Origin of the sequence: Pseudomonas sp. NPDC087612, assembly GCF_044743505.1 — a bacterium.
Lineage (GTDB): Bacteria > Pseudomonadota > Gammaproteobacteria > Pseudomonadales > Pseudomonadaceae > Aquipseudomonas.
The window spans coordinates 211474-230782 of record NZ_JBIUWO010000001.1; the positions used below are offsets into that span (position 1 = coordinate 211474).

Annotated in this window: 18 protein-coding genes; 7 read left to right on the forward strand and 11 right to left on the reverse strand. The window is 62.5% G+C overall.

Annotated elements, in window-relative coordinates:
- Positions 1–95: 95 nt before the first annotated feature.
- Positions 96–806 carry an SDR family oxidoreductase gene (locus ACIOVF_RS00870; RefSeq protein WP_258715140.1) on the reverse strand — a complete coding sequence of 237 codons (711 nt, stop codon included), beginning with the start codon at positions 804–806 and terminating at the stop codon, positions 96–98.
- 181 nt (positions 807–987) lie between these two features.
- Here ACIOVF_RS00870 and ACIOVF_RS00875 point away from each other — a divergent pair, with 181 nt between their 5' ends.
- Positions 988–1575: a LysE family translocator gene (locus ACIOVF_RS00875; protein WP_401286660.1), complete on the forward strand. Its 588-nt coding sequence runs from the start codon at positions 988–990 to the stop codon at positions 1573–1575.
- Here ACIOVF_RS00875 and ACIOVF_RS00880 read toward each other — a convergent pair.
- Together ACIOVF_RS00880 and ACIOVF_RS00885 are read right to left on the reverse strand one after the other, a co-directional pair.
- Positions 1564–2349, reverse strand: coding sequence for a helix-turn-helix domain-containing protein (locus ACIOVF_RS00880; protein ID WP_401286663.1), 786 nt, complete (start codon positions 2347–2349; stop codon positions 1564–1566). The two genes, ACIOVF_RS00875 and ACIOVF_RS00880, sit on opposite strands and share 12 nt — an antisense overlap.
- A 5-nt stretch (positions 2350–2354) precedes the next feature.
- Positions 2355–2891 (reverse strand): helix-turn-helix domain-containing protein, encoded by a 537-nt coding sequence (locus ACIOVF_RS00885; RefSeq protein WP_045198076.1) that lies wholly within the window; start codon positions 2889–2891, stop codon positions 2355–2357.
- A gap of 160 nt (positions 2892–3051) precedes the next feature.
- Between ACIOVF_RS00885 and ACIOVF_RS00890 the strand changes: the two genes are divergently transcribed.
- The 3 genes from ACIOVF_RS00890 to ACIOVF_RS00900 all read left to right on the forward strand — a co-directional run bounded on the left by ACIOVF_RS00890 (position 3052) and on the right by ACIOVF_RS00900 (position 6444).
- Positions 3052–3834: an aldolase gene (locus tag ACIOVF_RS00890; protein WP_045198075.1), complete on the forward strand. Its 783-nt coding sequence runs from the start codon at positions 3052–3054 to the stop codon at positions 3832–3834.
- Between the two features lie 35 nt (positions 3835–3869).
- A complete protein-coding gene (locus ACIOVF_RS00895) occupies positions 3870–4754 on the forward strand; it encodes a dihydrodipicolinate synthase family protein (protein WP_045198073.1) in 885 nt (294 codons plus the stop codon).
- 160 nt (positions 4755–4914) lie between these two features.
- Positions 4915–6444 (forward strand): catalase, encoded by a 1530-nt coding sequence (locus ACIOVF_RS00900; protein WP_401286667.1) that lies wholly within the window; start codon positions 4915–4917, stop codon positions 6442–6444.
- On the opposite strand, the gene ACIOVF_RS00905 is transcribed toward ACIOVF_RS00900, so the two are convergent.
- Positions 6413–7444, reverse strand: coding sequence for an AraC family transcriptional regulator ligand-binding domain-containing protein (locus ACIOVF_RS00905; protein ID WP_401286670.1), 1032 nt, complete (start codon positions 7442–7444; stop codon positions 6413–6415). The genes ACIOVF_RS00900 and ACIOVF_RS00905 overlap by 32 nt on opposite strands.
- A 170-nt stretch (positions 7445–7614) precedes the next feature.
- Here ACIOVF_RS00905 and ACIOVF_RS00910 point away from each other — a divergent pair, with 170 nt between their 5' ends.
- From ACIOVF_RS00910 to ACIOVF_RS00920, 3 genes are read left to right on the forward strand one after another with little or no spacing between them, the layout of a single operon-like run.
- On the forward strand, positions 7615–8799 hold the full coding sequence (locus tag ACIOVF_RS00910) for an acetyl-CoA C-acyltransferase family protein (RefSeq protein ID WP_045198067.1): 1185 nt from the start codon (positions 7615–7617) through the stop codon (positions 8797–8799).
- A 14-nt stretch (positions 8800–8813) separates the two neighbouring features.
- Positions 8814–9662 carry a 3-hydroxybutyryl-CoA dehydrogenase gene (locus ACIOVF_RS00915; RefSeq protein ID WP_045198065.1) on the forward strand — a complete coding sequence of 283 codons (849 nt, stop codon included), beginning with the start codon at positions 8814–8816 and terminating at the stop codon, positions 9660–9662.
- Positions 9663–9673: 11 nt separating this feature from the next.
- Entirely contained in the window at positions 9674–10267 is a 594-nt protein-coding gene (locus ACIOVF_RS00920) for a TetR/AcrR family transcriptional regulator (RefSeq protein WP_045198063.1), read from the forward strand.
- 1 nt (position 10268) lies between these two features.
- Here ACIOVF_RS00920 and ACIOVF_RS00925 read toward each other — a convergent pair whose 3' ends face one another.
- From ACIOVF_RS00925 to ACIOVF_RS00955, 7 genes are all read right to left on the reverse strand, one after another.
- Entirely contained in the window at positions 10269–10916 is a 648-nt protein-coding gene (locus tag ACIOVF_RS00925; protein WP_401286674.1) for a DUF2931 family protein, read from the reverse strand.
- Positions 10909–12669: a PAAR domain-containing protein gene (locus ACIOVF_RS00930; RefSeq protein WP_401286677.1), complete on the reverse strand. Its 1761-nt coding sequence runs from the start codon at positions 12667–12669 to the stop codon at positions 10909–10911. The genes ACIOVF_RS00925 and ACIOVF_RS00930 overlap by 8 nt, the downstream gene beginning before the upstream one ends.
- 107 nt (positions 12670–12776) lie before the next feature.
- The gene (locus tag ACIOVF_RS00935; RefSeq protein ID WP_093381910.1) at positions 12777–13154 is read right to left on the reverse strand and encodes a response regulator; all 378 of its coding nucleotides are present in this window, start codon (positions 13152–13154) and stop codon (positions 12777–12779) included.
- Positions 13155–13207: 53 nt separating this feature from the next.
- Complete coding sequence (locus ACIOVF_RS00940; RefSeq protein ID WP_045198057.1) at positions 13208–14434, reverse strand: hybrid sensor histidine kinase/response regulator; 1227 nt, start codon at positions 14432–14434, stop codon at positions 13208–13210.
- Positions 14428–15003 (reverse strand): chemotaxis protein CheB, encoded by a 576-nt coding sequence (locus ACIOVF_RS00945; RefSeq protein ID WP_195884329.1) that lies wholly within the window; start codon positions 15001–15003, stop codon positions 14428–14430. The genes ACIOVF_RS00940 and ACIOVF_RS00945 overlap by 7 nt, the downstream gene beginning before the upstream one ends.
- Positions 15000–15821 carry a protein-glutamate O-methyltransferase CheR gene (locus tag ACIOVF_RS00950; protein ID WP_045198052.1) on the reverse strand — a complete coding sequence of 274 codons (822 nt, stop codon included), beginning with the start codon at positions 15819–15821 and terminating at the stop codon, positions 15000–15002. The genes ACIOVF_RS00945 and ACIOVF_RS00950 overlap by 4 nt, the downstream gene beginning before the upstream one ends.
- Entirely contained in the window at positions 15818–19309 is a 3492-nt protein-coding gene (locus ACIOVF_RS00955; RefSeq protein WP_045198050.1) for a response regulator, read from the reverse strand. The genes ACIOVF_RS00950 and ACIOVF_RS00955 overlap by 4 nt, the downstream gene beginning before the upstream one ends.

Genomic DNA, 19309 nt, shown 5'->3' on the forward strand with positions numbered 1-19309 from the left:
GAAATCAATTGGGGATGTGATCCTACAATTTCAGCAGGCTTTTCTCACAGCGCGAAACTATTTCAAATTCTGTACCCGCCCGTTCCCACAACTGCCTAGATCAACCCACCACCATCGATATCAATGACGCTGGCGGTCATGAAGCCGTTCTCCATGGCCAGCAGATACCCGGCCGCCACTTCATCCGCCGCCCCCACCCGTCCGACCGGCAGGCCCGCGCCGGCGCGGGCGAACATCGCCTGCCGCGACTCGGCGTCCATCCCGGCGTAGGCTTCGGTTTCGGTCAGCCCCGGGCTGACAACATTGACCCGGCGTGGCGCCAGCTCCTTGGCCAGTTGCCTGGCCAGGGCTTCGAGCGCCGCATTGAGGGTGGTCTTGATCATCTGCCCGGCGACGAACTTGCGTGACAGCAACCCCGAGGTCAGGCTGATGCTGGCGTGCGCAGAAAGGTGCGGCAACGCCAGCTGGATCGCCTGCAAGGCGCCCCAGAACTTCACCTCGAAAGCCTCGCGCGCCAGTTGCAGGTCGCTCTGCGCCAGGGGCCTGGCCTGCACGGCGGGGCCAGCGCTGATAACCAGATGATCGACGGTGCCAACGCCGGCAAACAGCGCCTGCAGCGCCCGGGTATCGGTGATATCGGCAACACATGCCTCAATCCCCTCGCCCGGGCTTACCGCCTGGCGGCTGGCAACGATGACCCGTGCACCACGTGCCCTGGCCTGGCGCGCTACCGCCGCGCCGATACCGCTGGCGCCGCCGAGCACCAGCACGGTCTGGTGCAACAAGGATTGATGAGCGTTGTACATGATGATCACTGCCTGTGCTTGAAAGTGATTACATCTTGCTCTGCGAGCAATCAGGGAAAAACCAGGCTGTACGCCAAGCACCTGTAACCATTGCTTGAAGATATCCAGGGTAATTTTCTTCAATACCCGGCCATTCGCCGCGCCTTAGGCTGTGTCGGTCTTCCACTGCTGGATACCCCTCATGAGCCTGATGTTATCAATGGCCGCCTTCGCCCTGGCCGCCTCAATCTCCCCCGGCCCGGTCAATATCGTCGCCCTCAGCGCCGGCGCCCGCCACGGCTTTCGCGCCAGCTTGCGGCATGTCAGCGGCGCAACCCTCGGCTTTATTCTGCTGCTGGTGCTGATCGGCCTTGGCTTGCACGAGTTGCTGCGCCATTGGCCGGCCATGACCCAAGTGTTGCACTGGGCCGGCGTGGTGTTCTTGCTGTACATGGCCTGGAAACTGGCCAGCGACAACGGCGAACTGGGCGCTGGCGGCGCTACGAGCGCACCCTCGGTGCTCGCCGGTGCCACCCTGCAATGGCTCAACCCCAAGGCCTGGCTGGCCTGCGTGGCCGGCATCGGCGCCTATGTCGGCGAGGGCGATAGCAGCCGGTTGTGGCAGTTCAGCGCGATCTACCTGGTAATCTGTTTTCTGTCGATTGCCAGCTGGGCCTGGGCCGGCAGTGCGATCAGCCACTCCCTGAGCAATGCCCAGCGTATGCGCCGGTTCAACCGCTGCCTGGCACTGCTGTTGCTGGCTAGCGCGCTGTACCTGCTAGTGGGCTGAACGATAGTGCCCAGGCGTCGCCGCCAGGTGGCGCTTGAAGGCACGCTGCAAGTGCGCCTGGTCGGCAAAACCTGCCTCCAGTGCCACCTCGGCAATCAACCGCCCGCGGCGCAACTGGGCACGGGCATACTGCACCCGTTGATCGAGCAGGTAGCCATGGGGCGTCAAGCCGAACTGCTGCTTGAACGCACGGATCAGGTAGGACGCGGACAAGCCGGCAGCGCGGCTGATGTCTTCAAGGCGCAAAGGCTCGGTGCAGTGCGCGCGGATGAATTCGGCTGCGGCCAGCAGGCGCGGGTCGCCCTGGCCCAGCGCGCTTGCGCTTTCGCCCAGGCGCAGGCGCAGTGCGCTGCAAAACACTCGCAGTGCCGCCTCTTTGCCAACTGGCGGCTGCTGCTCATCCAGCAGCACGGCAAACAGCTGCAGCAAATCATCGAACAGCCCCGCCTCGGTGCTGCTGACAGCCGCCAGCGGCGAGAAACCCAGGCCCTGCAACCAGGCCCAGTCGATGAACAGCATCAAGTAGGACCAGTGCTCGCCCTCGATAGGGTTGCAGGTGTGCACCACTCCGGGGTTCATCAGCACCACGGTGCCGGCAGCCACTTGCTGCTGGCGATCGCCACTGATGTAGGTGCTGCGCCCTGCGGTAATCGCACCAATCGAGAAACTCTCGTGCGAATGCGCCGCGTAACAGACCTTGCGACCATCGGCGACGCTGCGCACTTCAACGAAGGGCAGCGCCGGGTCACGCCAGAATCGCGAATTTGCGTGCATAGGCTTCAGCCCTCGGCGTCGTGCACCACCACCAGCAACTGGGCCTGCACCGGCCCCAACGAACGCAGGCGGTGCGGGGTCTGGGCGTTGAAATACAGGGCATCGCCACGCTCGAGGATCACCCGCTCGTTCATGAAGTCGACCTCGACCTGGCCTTCATGGACGAACAGAAACTCCTCGCCAAGGTGCTCCTTGAACGAGGCATCGCTGAACTCCGGCGGCGGGCTGATGATGAACGGCAGCAGGCTGCGGCTGCCGATCTGCTTGGCCAGCACCGAATAACCCGGCCCCTGCCCCGACACCGCCTGGCGTTCATGGCTGCGCACCAGGCTGTAACGGGCCTGGCCTGGCTGGTCTTCGGCAAACAGCTCCTCGACATTGACGTTCAAGGCACGCGCCAGCTTCAACGCTGCAGCGATGGAGGGCGTATTCAAGCCGCGCTCGACCTTGGACAGGTAACTCTTGGTCATGCCAGCCGTTTCAGCCAGCGCCTCCAGGGTAATACCCAGTTTTTTTCTCAACAGTTTCAATCGGATAGACATGTGACGCGATTTTCCCAATGCCATGGGCAAGTATTTTCTTGCTAATGACACCTTGTGTCATATAGCCTTGATTGTGTCATGCGGTTGACCACCCCGTCACCTTCCAAGCAACCGGGGCGGGCCAGCCGTGACACTCCATCACGCCACCGAGGATAGCCCCATGGCCAAGACAATGGCACTCCCCAAGGACCAACTGATCCAGCAGGCCCTTAAGCAGATGCAAGGCTCGCTTGCCGATAATACGTGGACTGTGCGCGAAAAGCTGGCACTGACCTGCCGGATTCTGTTCGACAACGGCCACGACTCCGGCCTGGCCGGGCAGATCAGCGCCCGCGGCCCGCAGCCAGGCACCTTCTACACCCAGCAACTGGGCCTGGGTTTCGATGAAATCACCGCCAGCAACCTGTTGCTGGTCAACGAAGACCTGGACGTGCTCGAAGGCCAGGGCATGCCCAACCCGGCCAACCGCTTCCACAGCTGGGTGTACCGTGCCCGCCCGGATGTGCACTGCATCATCCACACCCACCCGACCCACGTCGCCGCCCTGTCGATGCTGGAAGTGCCACTTGAGGTCTCGCACATGGACCTCTGCCCGCTGTACGACGATTGCGCGTTCCTCGAGGCCTGGCCCGGCGTGCCGGTGGGCAACGAAGAAGGCGAGATCATCAGTGCCGCCCTTGGCGACAAGCGCGCCATCCTGCTGTCGCACCACGGCCAGTTGTCGACCGGTGCCAGCATCGAGGAAGCCTGCGTGATTGCCCAGTTGATCGAGCGCGCCGCCAAGCTGCAACTGCTGGCCATGGCCGCCGGCAGCATCAAACCGATTGCCCCGCAACTGGGCCGCGAAGCCCATGACTGGATCTCCCGGCCCAAGCGCCACAGCGCCGCCTTCAACTACTATGCGCGCCAATGCCTGCGGGTACATGGCGACTGCCTGAACTGAACCAAGCCTGTCACTGACCTTGCGGAGTAGATTTCATGTCCAAGACTTTTCACGGCATCATCGGCTACACCATCACCCCGTTCAGCGCCGACGGCGAACAGCTTGACCTCGAGGCCCTGGGCCGCTCGATCGAGCGCCTGATCGAGGGTGGCGTTCACGCCATTGCGCCACTGGGCAGCACCGGCGAAGGCGCCTACCTGAGCGATCTGGAATGGCAGCAGGTAGCCGCCTTCAGCCTGCGCCAGATCGCAGGGAGAGTACCGACCATCGTCAGCGTCTCCGACCTGACCACCGCCGGTGCCATTCGCCGCGCGCGCTTTGCCCAGGAACACGGCGCCGATGCGGTGATGGTGCTGCCGGCCGCCTACTGGAAGCTTACCGAGGAGGAGATACTCGAGCACTACCGGGCCATTGGCGCCAGCATCGAGCTGCCGATCATGCTCTACAACAACCCGGCCACCAGCGGTACCGACATGTCGGTGGAGCTGATCCTGCGCATCGTGCGCGAGGTCGAAAATGTCACCATGGTCAAGGAGAGCACCGGCGACATCCAGCGCATGCACAAGCTGCAGCTACTGGGTGAAGGCAAGGTGCCGTTCTACAACGGCTGCAACCCGCTGGCCCTGGAAGCCTTCGTGGCTGGCGCCAGCGGCTGGTGCACCGCCGCTGCGAACCTGATCCCGGCCCTCAACCAGCAGCTTTACCAGGCCGTCCAGGCCAACGACCTGGGCACAGCCAAGGCGGTGTTCTACCGTCAATTGCCGCTGCTGGAGTTCATCCTCAAAGGTGGCCTGCCGGCAACCATCAAGGCCGGTCTGGGCATGACCGGTTTGCCGGTGGGTGAGCCGCGGCGGCCGGTATTTGCCCTCGACAACGCAGGTCAGGCGCACTTGCAACAACTGCTCAAACAAATGCTGTAGGACGACCGTAACAACCCGGCACTGCAACAGTGCCGGGGACCGGTGCAGAGTCACCCAGCAGTTCCGGAGAAGTCCGACACTGCTTGAAGAAAGCCCATCTGGGGCTGTTGTCCTGCCGTTTCTATCATCGGCTGCTCTAACCCATGACAGGACAGTCACCATGAGCACCCGACGTTTTTCAGGCTTTACGCTGGGCGTACTCGCCTCGGCCGTATTGATTGCCAGCACGGCATTCGCCGCCCCGCTAACTCGCGACAATGGCGCCCCGGTGGGCGACAACCAGAACTCGCAGACCGCTGGCAGTACCGGCCCCACCCTGCTGCAGGACGTGCAGTTGATCCAGAAGCTGCAGCGTTTTGATCGCGAGCGGGTGCCTGAGCGTGTGGTGCATGCCCGCGGTACCGGTGCCCATGGCGAGTTCACCGCCAGCGCCGATATTTCCGCACTGACCCAGGCCAAGGTATTCACCCCGGGAGAGCGAACCCCGGTGTTCGTGCGTTTCTCTTCGGTGGTGCACGGCCTTCATTCCCCGGAAACCCTGCGCGACCCGCGCGGCTTTGCCACGCGTTTCTACACCACCGATGGCAACTGGGACCTGGTCGGCAATAACTTCCCGACCTTCTTCATTCGTGATGCCATCAAGTTCCCGGACATGGTTCACGCCTTCAAGCCCGACCCGCGCACCAACCTTGGCAACGACGCGCGCCGCTTCGACCTGCTCTCGCACATGCCCGAAGCCACCCGCACCCTGACGTTGCTCTACTCCAACGAAGGCACGCCGCTGAGCTACCGGCACATGGATGGCAACAGCGTGCATGCCTACAAGTTCGTCAACCGCGACGGCGAAATCACCTACGTGAAGTTTCGCTGGAAAACCCTGCAAGGGCAGAAAAACCTGACCCCTGGCGAAGTGGCCAAGATTCAGGGGCATGATTTCAGCCACATGACCAACGACCTGGTCAATTCGATCAATCGTGGTGATCATCCGAAGTGGGACCTGTACATCCAGACGCTCAAGCCCGAGCAGCTCGCCGGTTTTGACTTCGACCCACTGGACCCGACCAAGATCTGGCCAGATGTGCCTGAGCAAAAAGTCGGGCAGATGGTGCTCAATCGCAACGTCAGCAACTTCTTCCAGGAAACCGAACAGGTGGCCCTGGCGCCGTCCAACCTGGTGCCGGGCATCGAGCCCTCGGAGGACCGCCTGCTGCAAGGCCGGCTGTTCTCCTATGCCGACACCCAGATGTACCGGGTCGGCGCCAATGCCGCCGGTTTGCCAATCAATCAGCCCAGGGTCAGGATCAATAACGCCAATCAGGATGGTGCCCTCAACAGCGCGCGTAGTGTCAGCGGGGTCAACTACGAGCCCAGCCGCCTGATGCCACGCCCCCCGACCGAGTCGGCACGTTACAGCCAGCAACCCTTGAGCGGCAGCACCCAGCAGCAAGGCATCGAGCGTCAGCAGAACTTCAAGCAGGCCGGCGAGCTGTTCCGCTCCTATAGCGCCAACGACCGCCGCGACCTGATCAATAGCTTCGGTGGCTCATTGGCCAGCAGCGACGACGAAAGCAAGCACCTCATCCTCGCGTACCTGTACAAGGCCGACCCTGCCTATGGCAAGGGCGTGGCCAAGGTTGCCGGTGGCGACCTGGTCAGGGTCAAGCAACTGGCGGCGCAGCTGCGGGACTGAGCATGCGCTGGCGGTAACTGCCCGGGCTTTCGCCGGTCCACTTCTTGAACGCCCGGTGGAACGCACTGGGCTCCTGGAAGCCGGTGTGCTCGGCGACTTCGGCAATACTCAGGTGCGTCTGGCGCAGGCACTCGAAAGCCATGGCCCGACGCACTTCGTCCTTGATCTGCTGGTACGAACGGCCTTCGCGCTCCAACTGGCGGCGAAAGCTGCTGGGGCTCAGGCCCTGGCGTTCGGCCATGGCCAACAGGGTCGGCCACTGGCCGTATTGGCGAGCGCGCAGGTAACGGTACACCTGGGCCACCTGGCCATTCTGGTTGCGGTAGCGAATCACCAGCCACTGCGGTGCGCTGCGCAGGAAGGTCTTCAGCGCCGCCAGGTCCTGAACCACCGGCAAGCGCAAGTACTCGGCAGCAAACTCGATCTCGGTACGGCCACTGCCCAACTGTACATTGGCGCCCCACAGCAACGGGTCATCGTCCTGGGCCGGGCGCGTGTCGGCCAGCGCCGTTCGATCGATGACCACGCGTCGCCCGACCAGCCAGCACGCCAGGCTGATCACCAGGGCGAGAAAGGTTTCCTCGGCGTAGACCCGGGTCAGCGGATCTTCGATGCCAGTGCGCAGGCTGATCACTGCGCGCCCACCCTTGATCGTCAACTGCCCGCGGATATCACGCAGGAACAACGCAAAGTTGTTCAGGCACTGGCGCAGCGCCCTTTCCAGGTTCGGTTCCTGGATCAGCCCGCGGCAGATCAGGGCAAAGCTGCCCAACGGCATGCCATGGCTGTCGAGGTTGAAGAATTCGTCATCAAGGGTTTCGATCAGCAGCAACCACAGGCGTGCAAACGCGGGCGCCGGCACCCGTGCACCAGGCGCTTGGAGCACCACCGGGTCGATTCCGGCCTCGACCAGCAGCGCCGCCGCTCGCGCCGGTTGCGCGCGCAGGGCATGGAGCATGGTATGGACGAAATAGACGGCGACTGTATCGTTTTCCCGCATGGCGGATTCCGCAAGGGTGTGGCAAAAAATACCAGTGTCACTGGACAGTTATGGCATAGGCCCGTACGCAGGCTTTGCCTAGACTCGAAGCCAACCTGAAGGTGGCTGCGGGCAGCATTCTGGCAGACGCCGGGCCTGCCCCGCCACGCTTTCGCACACTGGAGTCGATCATGAATACCCCGGACATCTATGTAGTCAGCGCAGTACGCTCGGCCATCGGCAGCTTCGGCGGCGCCCTCAAGGACCTGCCACTGGCGGACCTGGCCAGCAGCGTGACCCGTGCCGCCATCGAACGTGCAGGCGTTGCCCCCGAGCAGATTGGCCATGTGGTCATGGGCAACGTGATTCCGACCGAGGCGCGCGACGCCTACCTTGCGCGGGTAGCGGCCATGAACGCCGGCATTCCCAAGGAAACCCCGGCGTTCAACGTCAACCGCCTGTGTGGCTCGGGCCTGCAGGCCATTGTCTCGGCGGCGCAAAGCCTGCTGCTGGGCGACGCTGAAGCAGTGGTCGCCGCTGGCGCCGAATCCATGAGCCGCGGCCCTTACCTGCTCCCGCAAGCCCGCTGGGGCGCACGCATGGGTGACCTGCAGGGCATCGACTATATGCTCGGCATCCTTCACGACCCGTTCGCCGGCTTTCATATGGGTATCACCGCGGAAAACGTCGCCGAACGCAATGGCATCACCCGCCAGATGCAGGACGAACTGGCCCTGACCAGCCAGCGCCGCGCCGCCCGCGCCATCGCCGAGGGCCGCTTCGCCAGCCAGATCGTGCCGATCGAGATCCCCAGCCGCAAAGGCCCGGTGCGTTTCGAGGTGGATGAACATGTGCGCGGCGAAGTCACCGCCGAGCAACTGGCCGGCATGAAGGCGGTGTTCAAGAAGGACGGTACGGTCACCGCCGGTAATGCCAGCGGCCTGAACGACGGCGCCGGCGCCCTGGTGCTGGCCACAGGTGACTTCGTCAAGCGCCACAACCTGCAGCCGCTGGCACGCCTGGTGGCCTACGCACACGCCGGCGTCGAACCTGAGCTGATGGGCCTGGGCCCGGTACCGGCGACCCGCAAGGTGCTCGACAAGGCCGGCCTGAGCGTTGCCGACCTCGACGTGATCGAATCCAACGAAGCCTTTGCCGCCCAGGCCTGCGCGGTTGCCGGTGAACTGGGCTTCGACCCGGAAAAGGTCAACCCCAACGGCTCGGGCATCTCCCTCGGCCATCCGGTCGGCGCCACCGGGGCGATCATCGCCACCAAGGCCATTCATGAACTGCAGCGCATCCAGGGCCGCTACGCCCTGGCAACCATGTGCATCGGCGGCGGCCAAGGTATCGCCATCGTCTTCGAACGCGTCTGAGCAAGGATTTAAAAGTGAGTATTCAGAACATTGCAGTAATCGGCGCCGGCACCATGGGCAATGGCATTGCCCAGGTCTGTGCGGTTGCCGGTTACCAGGTCACCTTGATCGACGTTTCCGACGCCGCCCTGGAGCGCGGCCTGGCCACCCTGCGCAAGAACCTCGAGCGCCAGGTCAGCAAGCAGACCCTGGCCGCAGAAGATGCCGAAGCCGCCGTGGCACGCATCCGCACCAGCACCGACTACGCGCAACTGCAACAGGCCGAACTGGTGATCGAGGCGGCCACCGAGAACCTCGAGCTCAAGCTGCGCATCCTCAAGCAGATCGCCGCCAGCGTCAGCGAGCAGTGCGTGATCGCCACCAACACCTCGTCGCTGTCGATCACCCAGTTGGGCGCGGCGGTCAGCCAGCCGGAGCGCTTTGTTGGCGTGCACTTCTTCAACCCGGTGCCGATGATGGCCCTGGTCGAGATCATCCGCGGCCTGCAAACCAGTGACGCCACTTACGCCAAGGCCCTGGCCCTGACCGAAAAGGTCGGCAAGACCCCGATCAGCGCCGGCAATCGCCCCGGCTTTGTGGTCAACCGCATCCTGGTGCCAATGATCAACGAGGCGATCTTCGTGCTCCAGGAAGGTCTGGCCAGCGCCGAAGACATCGACACCGGCATGCGCCTTGGCTGCAACCAGCCGATCGGCCCGCTGGCCCTGGCCGACCTGATCGGCCTCGACACCCTGCTGGCGATCATCGAAGCCTTCCACGAAGGTTACAACGACAGCAAGTACCGCCCTGCTCCGCTGCTCAAGGAAATGGTTGCCGCCGGCTACCTGGGGCGTAAAAGCGGTCGCGGCTTTTTCACCTACTAGGGAGCCCTGCCATGGACGCCGCTTTGCGTTGTGCGAACTTTGAAGAGCGGCGTGACAAGGCCCTGGAGCTGTTCGCCGAGAAGGGTTTCGGCCAGGTCAGCATGCGCGAACTGGCCGCCCACCTGGGCCTGACCGCAGGTTCCTTGTACCACCACTTCCCGAGCAAGCAGCACTTGCTGTTCGACCTCATCGAGGAGTTGTTCGAGGAGCTGCTGGCCACCCTTAACCCGGGGCGGCGCAGCCAGCAGCAGACCCTGGGCGAGGTGATTGCCGCGCACTGGAGCCTGCATGCCGAGCGGCCGCTGCAGTTTCGCCTGGCCGAGCGTGACCTGTGCTGTTTGAGTGTCGAGCAGCAAGCGCGCATCGGCCAACTGCGTCAACAGTATGAAAGCGCCCTGCTGCGCCTGCTGGCGCCCAAGGCAACTCTGCACGGCAAGGCACTGCAAGCCACCGCCCATGTCATCGCCAACCTGCTCAACAGCCTGCCCGGCTGGCTGCAAGCCTCGCAACTGCCCCAGGCCCAGGGCCTGGCGCTGATGGAAAGCATGCTGCTGGGCGGAATCGAGCGGACCCTGCGCGGTGAAAGCCTGAACTCGATGGCCTGACTTACCAGGCGCCATAGGGGATACCGTGGGCGTCGATGTAGGCTTGGGATTCGGGTTCCAGGGGTAGGTAGCCAACGCTGGAGCGCCCCAGGTCCGGTCCCAGTGGCACTATGCGACCGACCGTTCGAGTCACCTTGATGCGCTCAAGGCAAACTCCACGCAGCCAGGTTTGGGCGACACCGCCAGGGGCCAGGCCGATGGTCACGTATGTACGGTAGTTATCGATGACTCGATCATTCAAACGACAATAGGCGCGCTCGGGTTTCAACATGCTGTGGCGCGTTGCCTCAGGAATCTCAATGACTACTTCGTAGGTCTGTGCTTCGGCCAATGATTGCCAGCGAACATAAATCAACTTGGGCAGATCACTGCCCGATACATATTTTCCCGACCCCACTCCCGTGCGCGTTGACCAACCATCCTCAGGCCTGAATGTAAAATCCATTCTGGCGTTCCCGCCCATAACTCGTCTGAACCCGCGGTCCTTGATGTCCAGCACATCGGCAGTCTCAATCCACACGGCCATGTGGGTAGGCGCCACAAAACCCAAGTACCATGGGCCAGCAGGCAGCCGAGTACTGTCTTGACCTGCACACCCTGCAAGCAGCAAAGCAGTGAGCAGCAGCACGACTCGCCAGGTACTACTCATTGGGTAATACCGTGCGTTGACCGTTTGCATTCGGCCTATGGATAAACACCACTTCTGTGCTGTCGCGTACTTGATAACCCAGGGGGTTCCAATGGCTGGACAGATGAATGTATCGAGTACGCAATAATGTCTCTTCATCAGGGGTGAGCCCAGTACTGGCCCGATCGCCTAGCGCATAAGCGGTCAGTTTCGCTGCAATCCCCTGAAGCTCATCGGGCAAGTCCGGTTGATCACCAATTTCATGGAACGGCACACCACTTCGTATGCCAAGTTCGCGCATAATGCGCAAATAGACCCACGATAAATCGGCAAACACATCGCGCTCACATCGAATAAAGGCAAATACACGCTTGTACGGGTGTGCGTCTCGATTGGGAATAAAGGGCAGGTCCACCGACCATGTAACTATGTTCATTTGCAACTTCAGGCGTTCCCACTTCGAGCGATTGCGCAAGTAATCTTCCTGTACTTTTAGATAGGACTGGCTCCGTACGTTGGCCAGGCTACGTAGCTCGACACTGCTACGCGGCCTGGACAGCAAGACTTTTTCTCGCATACGTGGCAGGTAACCTCCACCGACATCAGAGTGCGCACCAGGCACCTCGATATCATTATCGGTTCGGGTCAGAGGGAAATTTTTGCGCCACTCATCCCTTGCCACCAGTTGTACGACCTTATGGGCAACACCTGCCTTGAGGCCCATTTCCACACCAGAGTAGTTAGCGTTCGCCGGACTGAAGTTACCGCGAAGAACCGCAACAATCGCTGCAACAGAATCAAACAGGCCAATAAACTGAATGTTCAAATGACGTTTTGAGTTCCAGTCGAAGTCATCAGAAAGTTTGACGCGCACCGGCCAGCGTGCAGCCAGACCGCCGCGCTTGCCCCTGTGAAGACTGTTAGCAAAGTGCCTCGCCGCGGCGGCGCCTCGGCTGAAGCCAAACAGGTCAAATTGCAGTTCGGATACTTTTGCCTGAGGATTTTCATCAAACCAAATGTTGACCTGATTCAAGACCTCGGCGTGTGCCTGTTCTGCCCGAGCAATCACCCCTGTCCCGTATCGACCGGTTGCCTGAGAAAGAGCGGAATCCTTGCCCCCGCTCGTAGTGCCGACCCCTTCGATATAGACCTTGAGCACCACCTGGCGCCTGCCCTGCTGTTCATCACCCCACACCCGATCCTGATACAACTCATACAACCGCGCGACATTGGTCATGTCATTGCCGTAGCTGTCATCCGGCACACTCCCCTGGCCGTCATAGCCATACCTGGCGCAATGGCGACGCACTTCCTCGGCCTCCTCTGCCAGCTCTACATCGCGGGCAAAACACTGGGCGACGGTGGCGCTGTTGGCGAGGTTGTTACCCGTGCCATCAAAGAACACGCCAATACGCAGGGTGACGCCATTGTCTGCCTCGACCTCTTCCTCCTCTTCTTCGAGGGCAATAGCGGGCGGTAGCGTTCGCCCGGTGGTGGTCAGGCCCATGCGTGCGCGCCGCTGGCTGGCAATCAGCGTGTGGCTGCCATAAGGGCAGGCGCAACGCACCAGGTGACCTTCGCCGGCCACCGCCTGGCCGCTTACCCGGTAGGCCGGGTTGCCCTGGGCAATTTCGCCGGTACGCTGGCAGCGAGGGCAATACACCGGGTCGCCCATGCGGGCGATGGGCCGACCGCCAAGCGGGTGCTTTGCGCAGCCATTGCGTACTTCACCACCGGTGCTGGTGGCGTCTCCCTTGCGAACAATAAAGCGCATGCGCCGACTCCCTGTGGCGACTTACAAGGGTGCTATCGGACGCTTTTTTACTCGGCGGGGAATATCAGCCACCCATGCTGGATGGCGTGGGAAGAGTCAGCAGGCTCCTAGCGCAATTGCTCCTGAATCTGCTCGCGCAAGCTGTTCAGGTCGAACGGCTTGGCCAGGATCGGCGCCTTGAAGGCGATCGGGCTGCCTGATTCGCGAATTTCCGCAGGGTAGCCACTGATGAAGATCACCTTCAGGTCCGGGCGCATCTTCACCGCAGGTTCGGCGATCTGCACCCCGGTGATTCCTCCCGGCAAACGAAAATCGGTGACGATCAGGTCCAGGTGCGGCTTGCTCGCGAGAATCTTGAAAGCTTGCTCACCGTTCTCCGCCACCAGCACGTGGTATCCCTCGCCCTTGAGGTAGTCCTCGAGAATCATGCGAATCACTGGCTCGTCTTCGACCACCAGTACTACGTCTTGCGCATCTTCACTCATGCCAATGCCTTGTTCGATAAAATATTCAGCTGTTTGGCTATACGACCCCGGCCTCAGGCAGAGGTTGCCTGGTGCCGGTCATTTTCCCGCAGCGATTGCGGCAGCGGCAGACGCACGGTAAAGGTCGCGCCCGCACCCTCAATGCTGTGCACGCTGATGCTGCCGCCATGGGCCAGCACAATCTGCTCGGAGATATACAGGCCAAGGCCCAGGCCGGCGCTGCTCTGGCTGGAGGCAACCCGCTCGAACTGCTGGAAAATCCGCTGCTGGTTGTGCTCGCTGATGCCGATGCCGTGGTCGCGCACTTCGACGCAGGCCATGCCGCCTTCCTCGAAGGTGCGCACCTGCACCGGGCTTTTCGCCCCATAGCGCAGGGCGTTGGTCAGCAGATTGGCGACCACCTGCTCGATGCGAAACTCGTCCCATACGCCGGCCAGCGGCACGCCGGCGTTGAACTCGATATGCGACTCGGCAGCTGCGGCCTGGGCCTGGAAGTTCTCGATCAAGCCGCCGACCAGTTGCCCGAGGTCGAACTGGCTTGGGCGGATCGACAGCTTGCCGGTGCGGATCCGCGACACGTCGAGCATGTCTTCGATCAAGCGGATCAGGCTGTTGATCTGCCGCTCGTCGCGCTCGACCATGGCGCGCATCTTGTCCAGGGTAAAGGCATCGGCGTTGTCCTTGGCCAAGTGCAGCTTGCGCAACTGGGTTTCCAGAATCAGGCCGTTGAGCGGCGTGCGCACCTCATGGGAGACGATCGACATGAAGTCATCGCGCATGCGCACCGCGTGCTCAAGCTCCCGGCGGGTCACCTGCAACTGGGCCAGCAGCAGTTCCTGCTCTTCGCGGCTGCGCTCCAGGGCTTCCAGTTGCTGGCCGAGGGCCTTGCGCTGGCGGAACAGGTCGACGAACACCGCCACCTTGCTTTTCACCGCCAGGCTGTCCAGCGGCTTGTGCAGGAAGTCCACCGCGCCGCTTTCATAACCTTTGAAGGCATAGTTCATTTCGCGCCCGGCGGCGCTGACAAACACGATGGGGATGTTCTTGGTCTTCTCGGTGCCGCGCATCAGTTCGGCCAGCTCGAAGCCGTTCATGCCGGGCATCTGCACGTCAAGAATGGCCAGGGCGAATTCGTGTTCGAGCAGCAGCGCCAGGGCCTGGTCGGCGGACTGGGCCTGGTGCACCTCGCGGTCTTCGCCTTTGATCAACGCCTCCAGGGCCAGGAGGTTCTCCGGCAGGTCGTCGACGATCAGCAGTTTTGCTTGTATGTGCCTTAGCATTCTGGGGCTTCCAGGCTGGCGAGCAGTTGCCCGATGCCATTCAAAGGGAGTATGTAGTCGGGCCGATGCAGGGCCAGCGCCGCACGCGGCATGGTCGACACTTGCGCTTCAAGCGGGTCCTGGACAATGGTCCGGCCGCCTTGGCGCTTGATGCAGGCAAGGCCGCGGGCACCGTCCTCATTGGCACCGGTCAGCAGCACGCCAAGCAGGCTCGCGCCGTAGGCATCGGCGGCCGACTCGAAAAGAAAATCGATTGAAGGCCGGGAAAAATGCACGCGCTCTTCCTGGCTCAACGACAGGCTGTGGTCGCGCTCCACCGACAGGTGGTAACCGGGCCCGGCCACATAAATGGTGCCGGGGGCGATGTCTTCCTTGTCGCGCGCTTCGCGCACCGGGCGCTTGAGCCTGCGGGCAAGGACCTCGGCCAGGTGGCTGCGCCGGTCATCCGGCAAGTGCAGCACGCACAGCAGCGGAATGCGAAACGCCGGCGGCAAGGCATGAAACACCGTGAGCAAGGCACTGACGCCGCCCGCCGAAGCGCCCAGGGTAATCGCCTGAACGCCGTTCATGATTTGCGGTAGATCCGTTCGGGCTTGACCAGTGCCTCGAACTTGTCGGCATAGGCCGAAAAGTCCAGGGTTTCCTTGCTGCCCAGCACCAGGAAGCCGCGATGGCACAACGACTCGTGAAACAGGCCAAACGCGCGGTCTTGCAGGGTCTTGTTGAAGTAGATCAGCACGTTGCGGCAGGAGATCAACTGGGTTTCGGAGAACACGCTGTCGGTGGCCAGGCTGTGGTCGGCGAAGGTCACGTTGTCGCGCAGGCTGCTGTCGACAATGGCATTGCCATAGGCCGAAGTGTAGTAGTCGCTGAGCTCGCCGCGCCCGCCGGCCTTGCGGTAGTTGTCACCGTACAGGCGCATGTTGTGCATGCTGTAGATGCCCTGCTTGGCCTTCTCCAGGGAGCTGGGGTTGATGTCGGTGGCATAGATGATGGTGCGCTCCAGCAAGCCTTCTTCACGCAGCAGGATGGCCATCGAATAGACCTCCTCACCGGTGCTGCAACCGGCGATCCAGATCTTGATCGACGGCCAGGTACGCAGCAGCGGCACCACTTCCTGGCGCACTGCAAGGAAGTGCTCGGGGTCGCGGAACATCTCGCTGACCGGGATGGTCAGGAACTGCAGCAACTGCATGAACATGCCCGGGTCGTGCAGCACCCGCTCCTGCAGGGCCGAGACGGTCTTGCAGTCGAACTGGCGCAATGCGTGCTGGATCCGGCGCTTGATCGAGGCGCCGGAGTAATCACGAAAGTCATAGCTGTACTTGAGGTAGATCGCCTCGATCAGCAGCCGTATTTCAATGTCGGTGTTGCGTTCGATACTCAAATTCGCTCCAGTTGCGGCAGCCAGACACGGATCAGCGAGAACAACCGGTCAAGGTCGATGGGCTTGGCCAGGTAGTCATTGGCCCCGGCCTGCAGGCAACGCTCCTGGTCATCCTTCATCGCCTTGGCGGTGACGGCGATGATCGGCAGCTTGCGCCAGCGCGGGTCCTTGCGGATCAGGCGGGTGGCTTCGTAGCCGTCCATCTCCGGCATCATCACGTCCATCAGCACCAGGTCGATGTCCTCGTGCTGCTCCAGGCGCTCGATGGCTTCGCGGCCATTGCGCCCGATCTCGACAATCGCGCCCTTGTGTTCCAGAGCGCTGGTCAGGGCAAAGATATTGCGCACATCGTCATCCACCAGCAGCAGCTTGCGGCCCTCGAAGACCTTGTCGCGGCTGCGCGCGGTCTTGAGCATGCGCTGTCTTTCATGGGACAGCTTGGATTCGACTTTGTGCAGAAAAAGCGTCACTTCATCGAGCAGCCGCTCGGGCGAGCGCGCGCCCTTGATGATGATCGAGCGCGAGTACTTGAGCAGGTCGGCTTCTTCTTCGCGGGTCAGGTTGCGCCCGGTGTAGACGATCACCGGCGGGAACGCGCGGATGTCGTCGTCGGACATGCGCTTGAGCAGCTCATTGCCGAGCATGTCCGGCAGCTTGAGGTCGATGATCATGCAGTCGTAGATATTCTCGCGCAGCAGGTCCAGGGCCTGCTGGGCCATGCCCACCGCGGTGATCTCGATGTCTTCGTCGCCGATCAGGCGGGCAATGCTTTCGCGCTGCAGGTCATCGTCCTCGACCAGCAGGATGTGCTTGAGCTTCTGGGTCAGCTTGGCTTCCAGGCGCGCGAACACCTGCTTGAGTTCTTCGCGGGTGGCAGGTTTGACCGCGTAGCCGATGGCGCCCATGTGCAGCGCCGCCTCGACCCGGTCCTCGACCGAGATCACATGCACCGGAATGTGCCGGGTGCTGGCCTGCTCTTTAAGGCGCTGCAGCACGGTGAGACCGGAATGGTCCGGCAGGCGCATGTCCAGCAGCACCGCATCGGGAATGAAGCTCGCCGCCAGTTCAAAGCCCTCGTCGGCAGCCTGGGCCACCAGGCAGCTGTAGCCCAGTTCGTGGGCCAGGTCGAAGAGGATACGGGCAAAATTCGGCTCGTCTTCGATCACCAGGATCAAGCGGTTGCTGAACGGCGCCTTGTCGCGGTCGTCGGCAAAGCTCGGCGCCGGGCGTGCTAGCGGCGCAGGCGCAACGGGTGCGGGCAACGGCGCGCTGACCAGGCGCGCTGGCTGATGAACGATCTGCACCGGGCTCTGATCGACAATCGGCTCGTAGCGCTCCGGCAGGACCAGGCTGAACACACTGCCCTGGCCCAGGCTGCTGTCGACACTGATCTGCCCGCCCAGCAACTGCGCCAGGTCACGCGAGATCGACAGGCCCAGGCCGGTGCCGCCATACCGGCGGTTGGTGGTGCCATCGGCCTGGTGGAAGGCTTCGAAGATGCTCTGCTGCTGGTCGGCGGCGATGCCGATGCCGCTGTCGCGCACCGAGAAAACAATGCCGGCGCCGGGCTGCCAGCCGATAGTGAGGCTGACTTCGCCGCGTTCGGTGAACTTCACCGCGTTGGACAACAGGTTCTTGAGGATCTGCTCCAGGCGCTGGCGATCGGTGTACAGGGTCGCCGGCACCTGCGGCTCGACCGACACCGTGAAGCTCAGCTGCTTTTCGCTGGCCAGCGGCTCGAACAAGTTGCGCAGGCCTTCGCTCAGGCGCGCCACGTGGGTGGTTTCCGGGCGCACTTCAAGCTTGCCGGCCTCGACCTTGGCGATGTCGAGAATATCGTTGATCAGGTTGAGCAGGTCGTTGCCCGCCGAGTAGATCGACTCGGCAAACTTGACCTGCTCGCCGGTGAGGTTCTCTTCGCCGTTCTCGGCCAGCAGCTTGGCCAGGATCAGCGAGCTGTTGAGCGGCGTGCGCAGCTCGTGGGACATGTTGGCGAGGAACTCGGACTTGTACTTGCTCGAGCGCTGCAGCTCTTCGGCGCGCTCCTGCAGCTCGACCTGGGCCTGGTTCAGTTCACCGTTCTTGCGGTCCAGCACATCGCGCTGCTCGGCCAGGGCTTCGGTGCGCTCGGCCAGTTGCTCGTTGGTCTGCTCAAGCTCGGCCTGCTGGGTTTCCAGGTGCGCCTGGGACTCCTTGAGTACCCGCGATTGCTCTTCGAGCTCTTCGTTGGCGGTTTTCAGCTCTTCCTGCTGCACCTGCAGCTCTTCGTTGAGCTGCTGGGTTTCGGCCAGCACTTCCTGCAGGCGCTGGCGGTAGCGGGCGCTCTCGATCGAAGTGCCCATGTTGCCGGCCACCAGCTCGAGGAATTCGATGTCGCGTTCATCCAGGCTGCGCAAGAAGCCCAGTTCGACCACGCCGTTGATCTGCCCGTCGTTGCTGGTCGGCATCACCAGCACGCTGCGCGGCAAGCCCTGGCCCAGACCGCTGCTGACCTTGAAGTAGTCAGCCGGCAACTCGTCCAGGCGCAACAGGCGCTCCTGCATCACCGCCTGGGCCAGGATGCCTTCGTGGCTGGCGACCCGTTGCTCTTGCCCGGCCTGCTCGGCCGACATACCGTAAGTGGCCACCCGGCGCAGGCCGCCGTGCTCGTCACGGGCGTACATGGCGCCGACAGCACTGCCCAGGTACCCGGCAAAAAAGCGCAGGATGTTGTTGCCGAGCATCGGCAGGGTCAGTTGCCCCAATACCTGGCCGGCCAGCTCGGTCTGCCCGGTACGCAGCCAGGCCTGGCGTTCCAGGCGCTGGTTGGCCCGTTGCTGCGACTCAAGGCTGCTGGCGTAGCTGCCCGACAGCGCCAGCAGGTCGCGGCGCCCCAGGTAGGCCAGCAGGCCGCTGAGCAGGATGACAAACACCAGGTATGCCGAAATCGATACGATGGTGGTGGTATTCACCGTGTCGTTACGGGCCACCCGTAACTGATGCTCCATGGCAATGAACGCGTCGAATTCCTTGCGGATTTCGTCGGTCAGGCGCTTGCCCCGTCCGGAGCCGACGGCCTCGCGGAAATTACCGTTGTCGCGGCGCAGGCTGATCATGTTTGCGGCGAAGGTGTTCCACTCATCCTGCAGGCCCAGCAGGCGCTGCAGGCGGTCAACCTGCTGCGGGTTGTCGGCCACCAGTTGTTCCAGGCCCTTGATGCCGGCAATCACCTGCGGCTTGGCCACCTCATAGGGGTCGAGAAAGCGCTCCTCGCCGGTGATCAGGAAGCCGCGCATGCCGGTTTCCATGTCGATCGACAGTTTCACCGTCTCGTTGGCGTTGTTGATCACCCGGTCGGTGTGTTCGACCCATTGAATGGCCGACAGCAGGTAGCTGATGATCGTCACGAACACCACCGCACTGAGCAGCCCTACCCCCAGAGGCAGGCCGATGTTGCGGGTCAGCAGCTTGCGAAAGCTGCGCTGATCGATTGAGGCTGGTTGAATCAT

Bases quoted from the DNA above. Each gene is read 5' to 3' on its own strand.
- ACIOVF_RS00900 (WP_401286667.1), top strand. From the start codon at position 4,915: ATGAGCACCCGACGTTTTTCAGGCTTTACGCTGGGCGTACTCGCCTCG.
- ACIOVF_RS00925 (WP_401286674.1), bottom strand. From the start codon at position 10,916: ATGAGTAGTACCTGGCGAGTCGTGCTGCTGCTCACTGCTTTGCTGCTT.
- ACIOVF_RS00895 (WP_045198073.1), top strand. From the start codon at position 3,870: ATGTCCAAGACTTTTCACGGCATCATCGGCTACACCATCACCCCGTTC.
- ACIOVF_RS00910 (WP_045198067.1), top strand. From the start codon at position 7,615: ATGAATACCCCGGACATCTATGTAGTCAGCGCAGTACGCTCGGCCATC.
- ACIOVF_RS00890 (WP_045198075.1), top strand. From the start codon at position 3,052: ATGGCCAAGACAATGGCACTCCCCAAGGACCAACTGATCCAGCAGGCC.
- ACIOVF_RS00905 (WP_401286670.1), bottom strand. From the start codon at position 7,444: ATGCGGGAAAACGATACAGTCGCCGTCTATTTCGTCCATACCATGCTC.
- ACIOVF_RS00880 (WP_401286663.1), bottom strand. From the start codon at position 2,349: ATGCACGCAAATTCGCGATTCTGGCGTGACCCGGCGCTGCCCTTCGTT.
- ACIOVF_RS00870 (WP_258715140.1), bottom strand. From the start codon at position 806: ATGTACAACGCTCATCAATCCTTGTTGCACCAGACCGTGCTGGTGCTC.
- ACIOVF_RS00875 (WP_401286660.1), top strand. From the start codon at position 988: ATGAGCCTGATGTTATCAATGGCCGCCTTCGCCCTGGCCGCCTCAATC.
- ACIOVF_RS00955 (WP_045198050.1), bottom strand. From the start codon at position 19,309: ATGATTCAACCAGCCTCAATCGATCAGCGCAGCTTTCGCAAGCTGCTG.
- ACIOVF_RS00885 (WP_045198076.1), bottom strand. From the start codon at position 2,891: ATGTCTATCCGATTGAAACTGTTGAGAAAAAAACTGGGTATTACCCTG.
- ACIOVF_RS00935 (WP_093381910.1), bottom strand. From the start codon at position 13,154: ATGAGTGAAGATGCGCAAGACGTAGTACTGGTGGTCGAAGACGAGCCA.
- ACIOVF_RS00920 (WP_045198063.1), top strand. From the start codon at position 9,674: ATGGACGCCGCTTTGCGTTGTGCGAACTTTGAAGAGCGGCGTGACAAG.
- ACIOVF_RS00945 (WP_195884329.1), bottom strand. From the start codon at position 15,003: ATGAACGGCGTTCAGGCGATTACCCTGGGCGCTTCGGCGGGCGGCGTC.
- ACIOVF_RS00940 (WP_045198057.1), bottom strand. From the start codon at position 14,434: ATGCTAAGGCACATACAAGCAAAACTGCTGATCGTCGACGACCTGCCG.
- ACIOVF_RS00930 (WP_401286677.1), bottom strand. From the start codon at position 12,669: ATGCGCTTTATTGTTCGCAAGGGAGACGCCACCAGCACCGGTGGTGAA.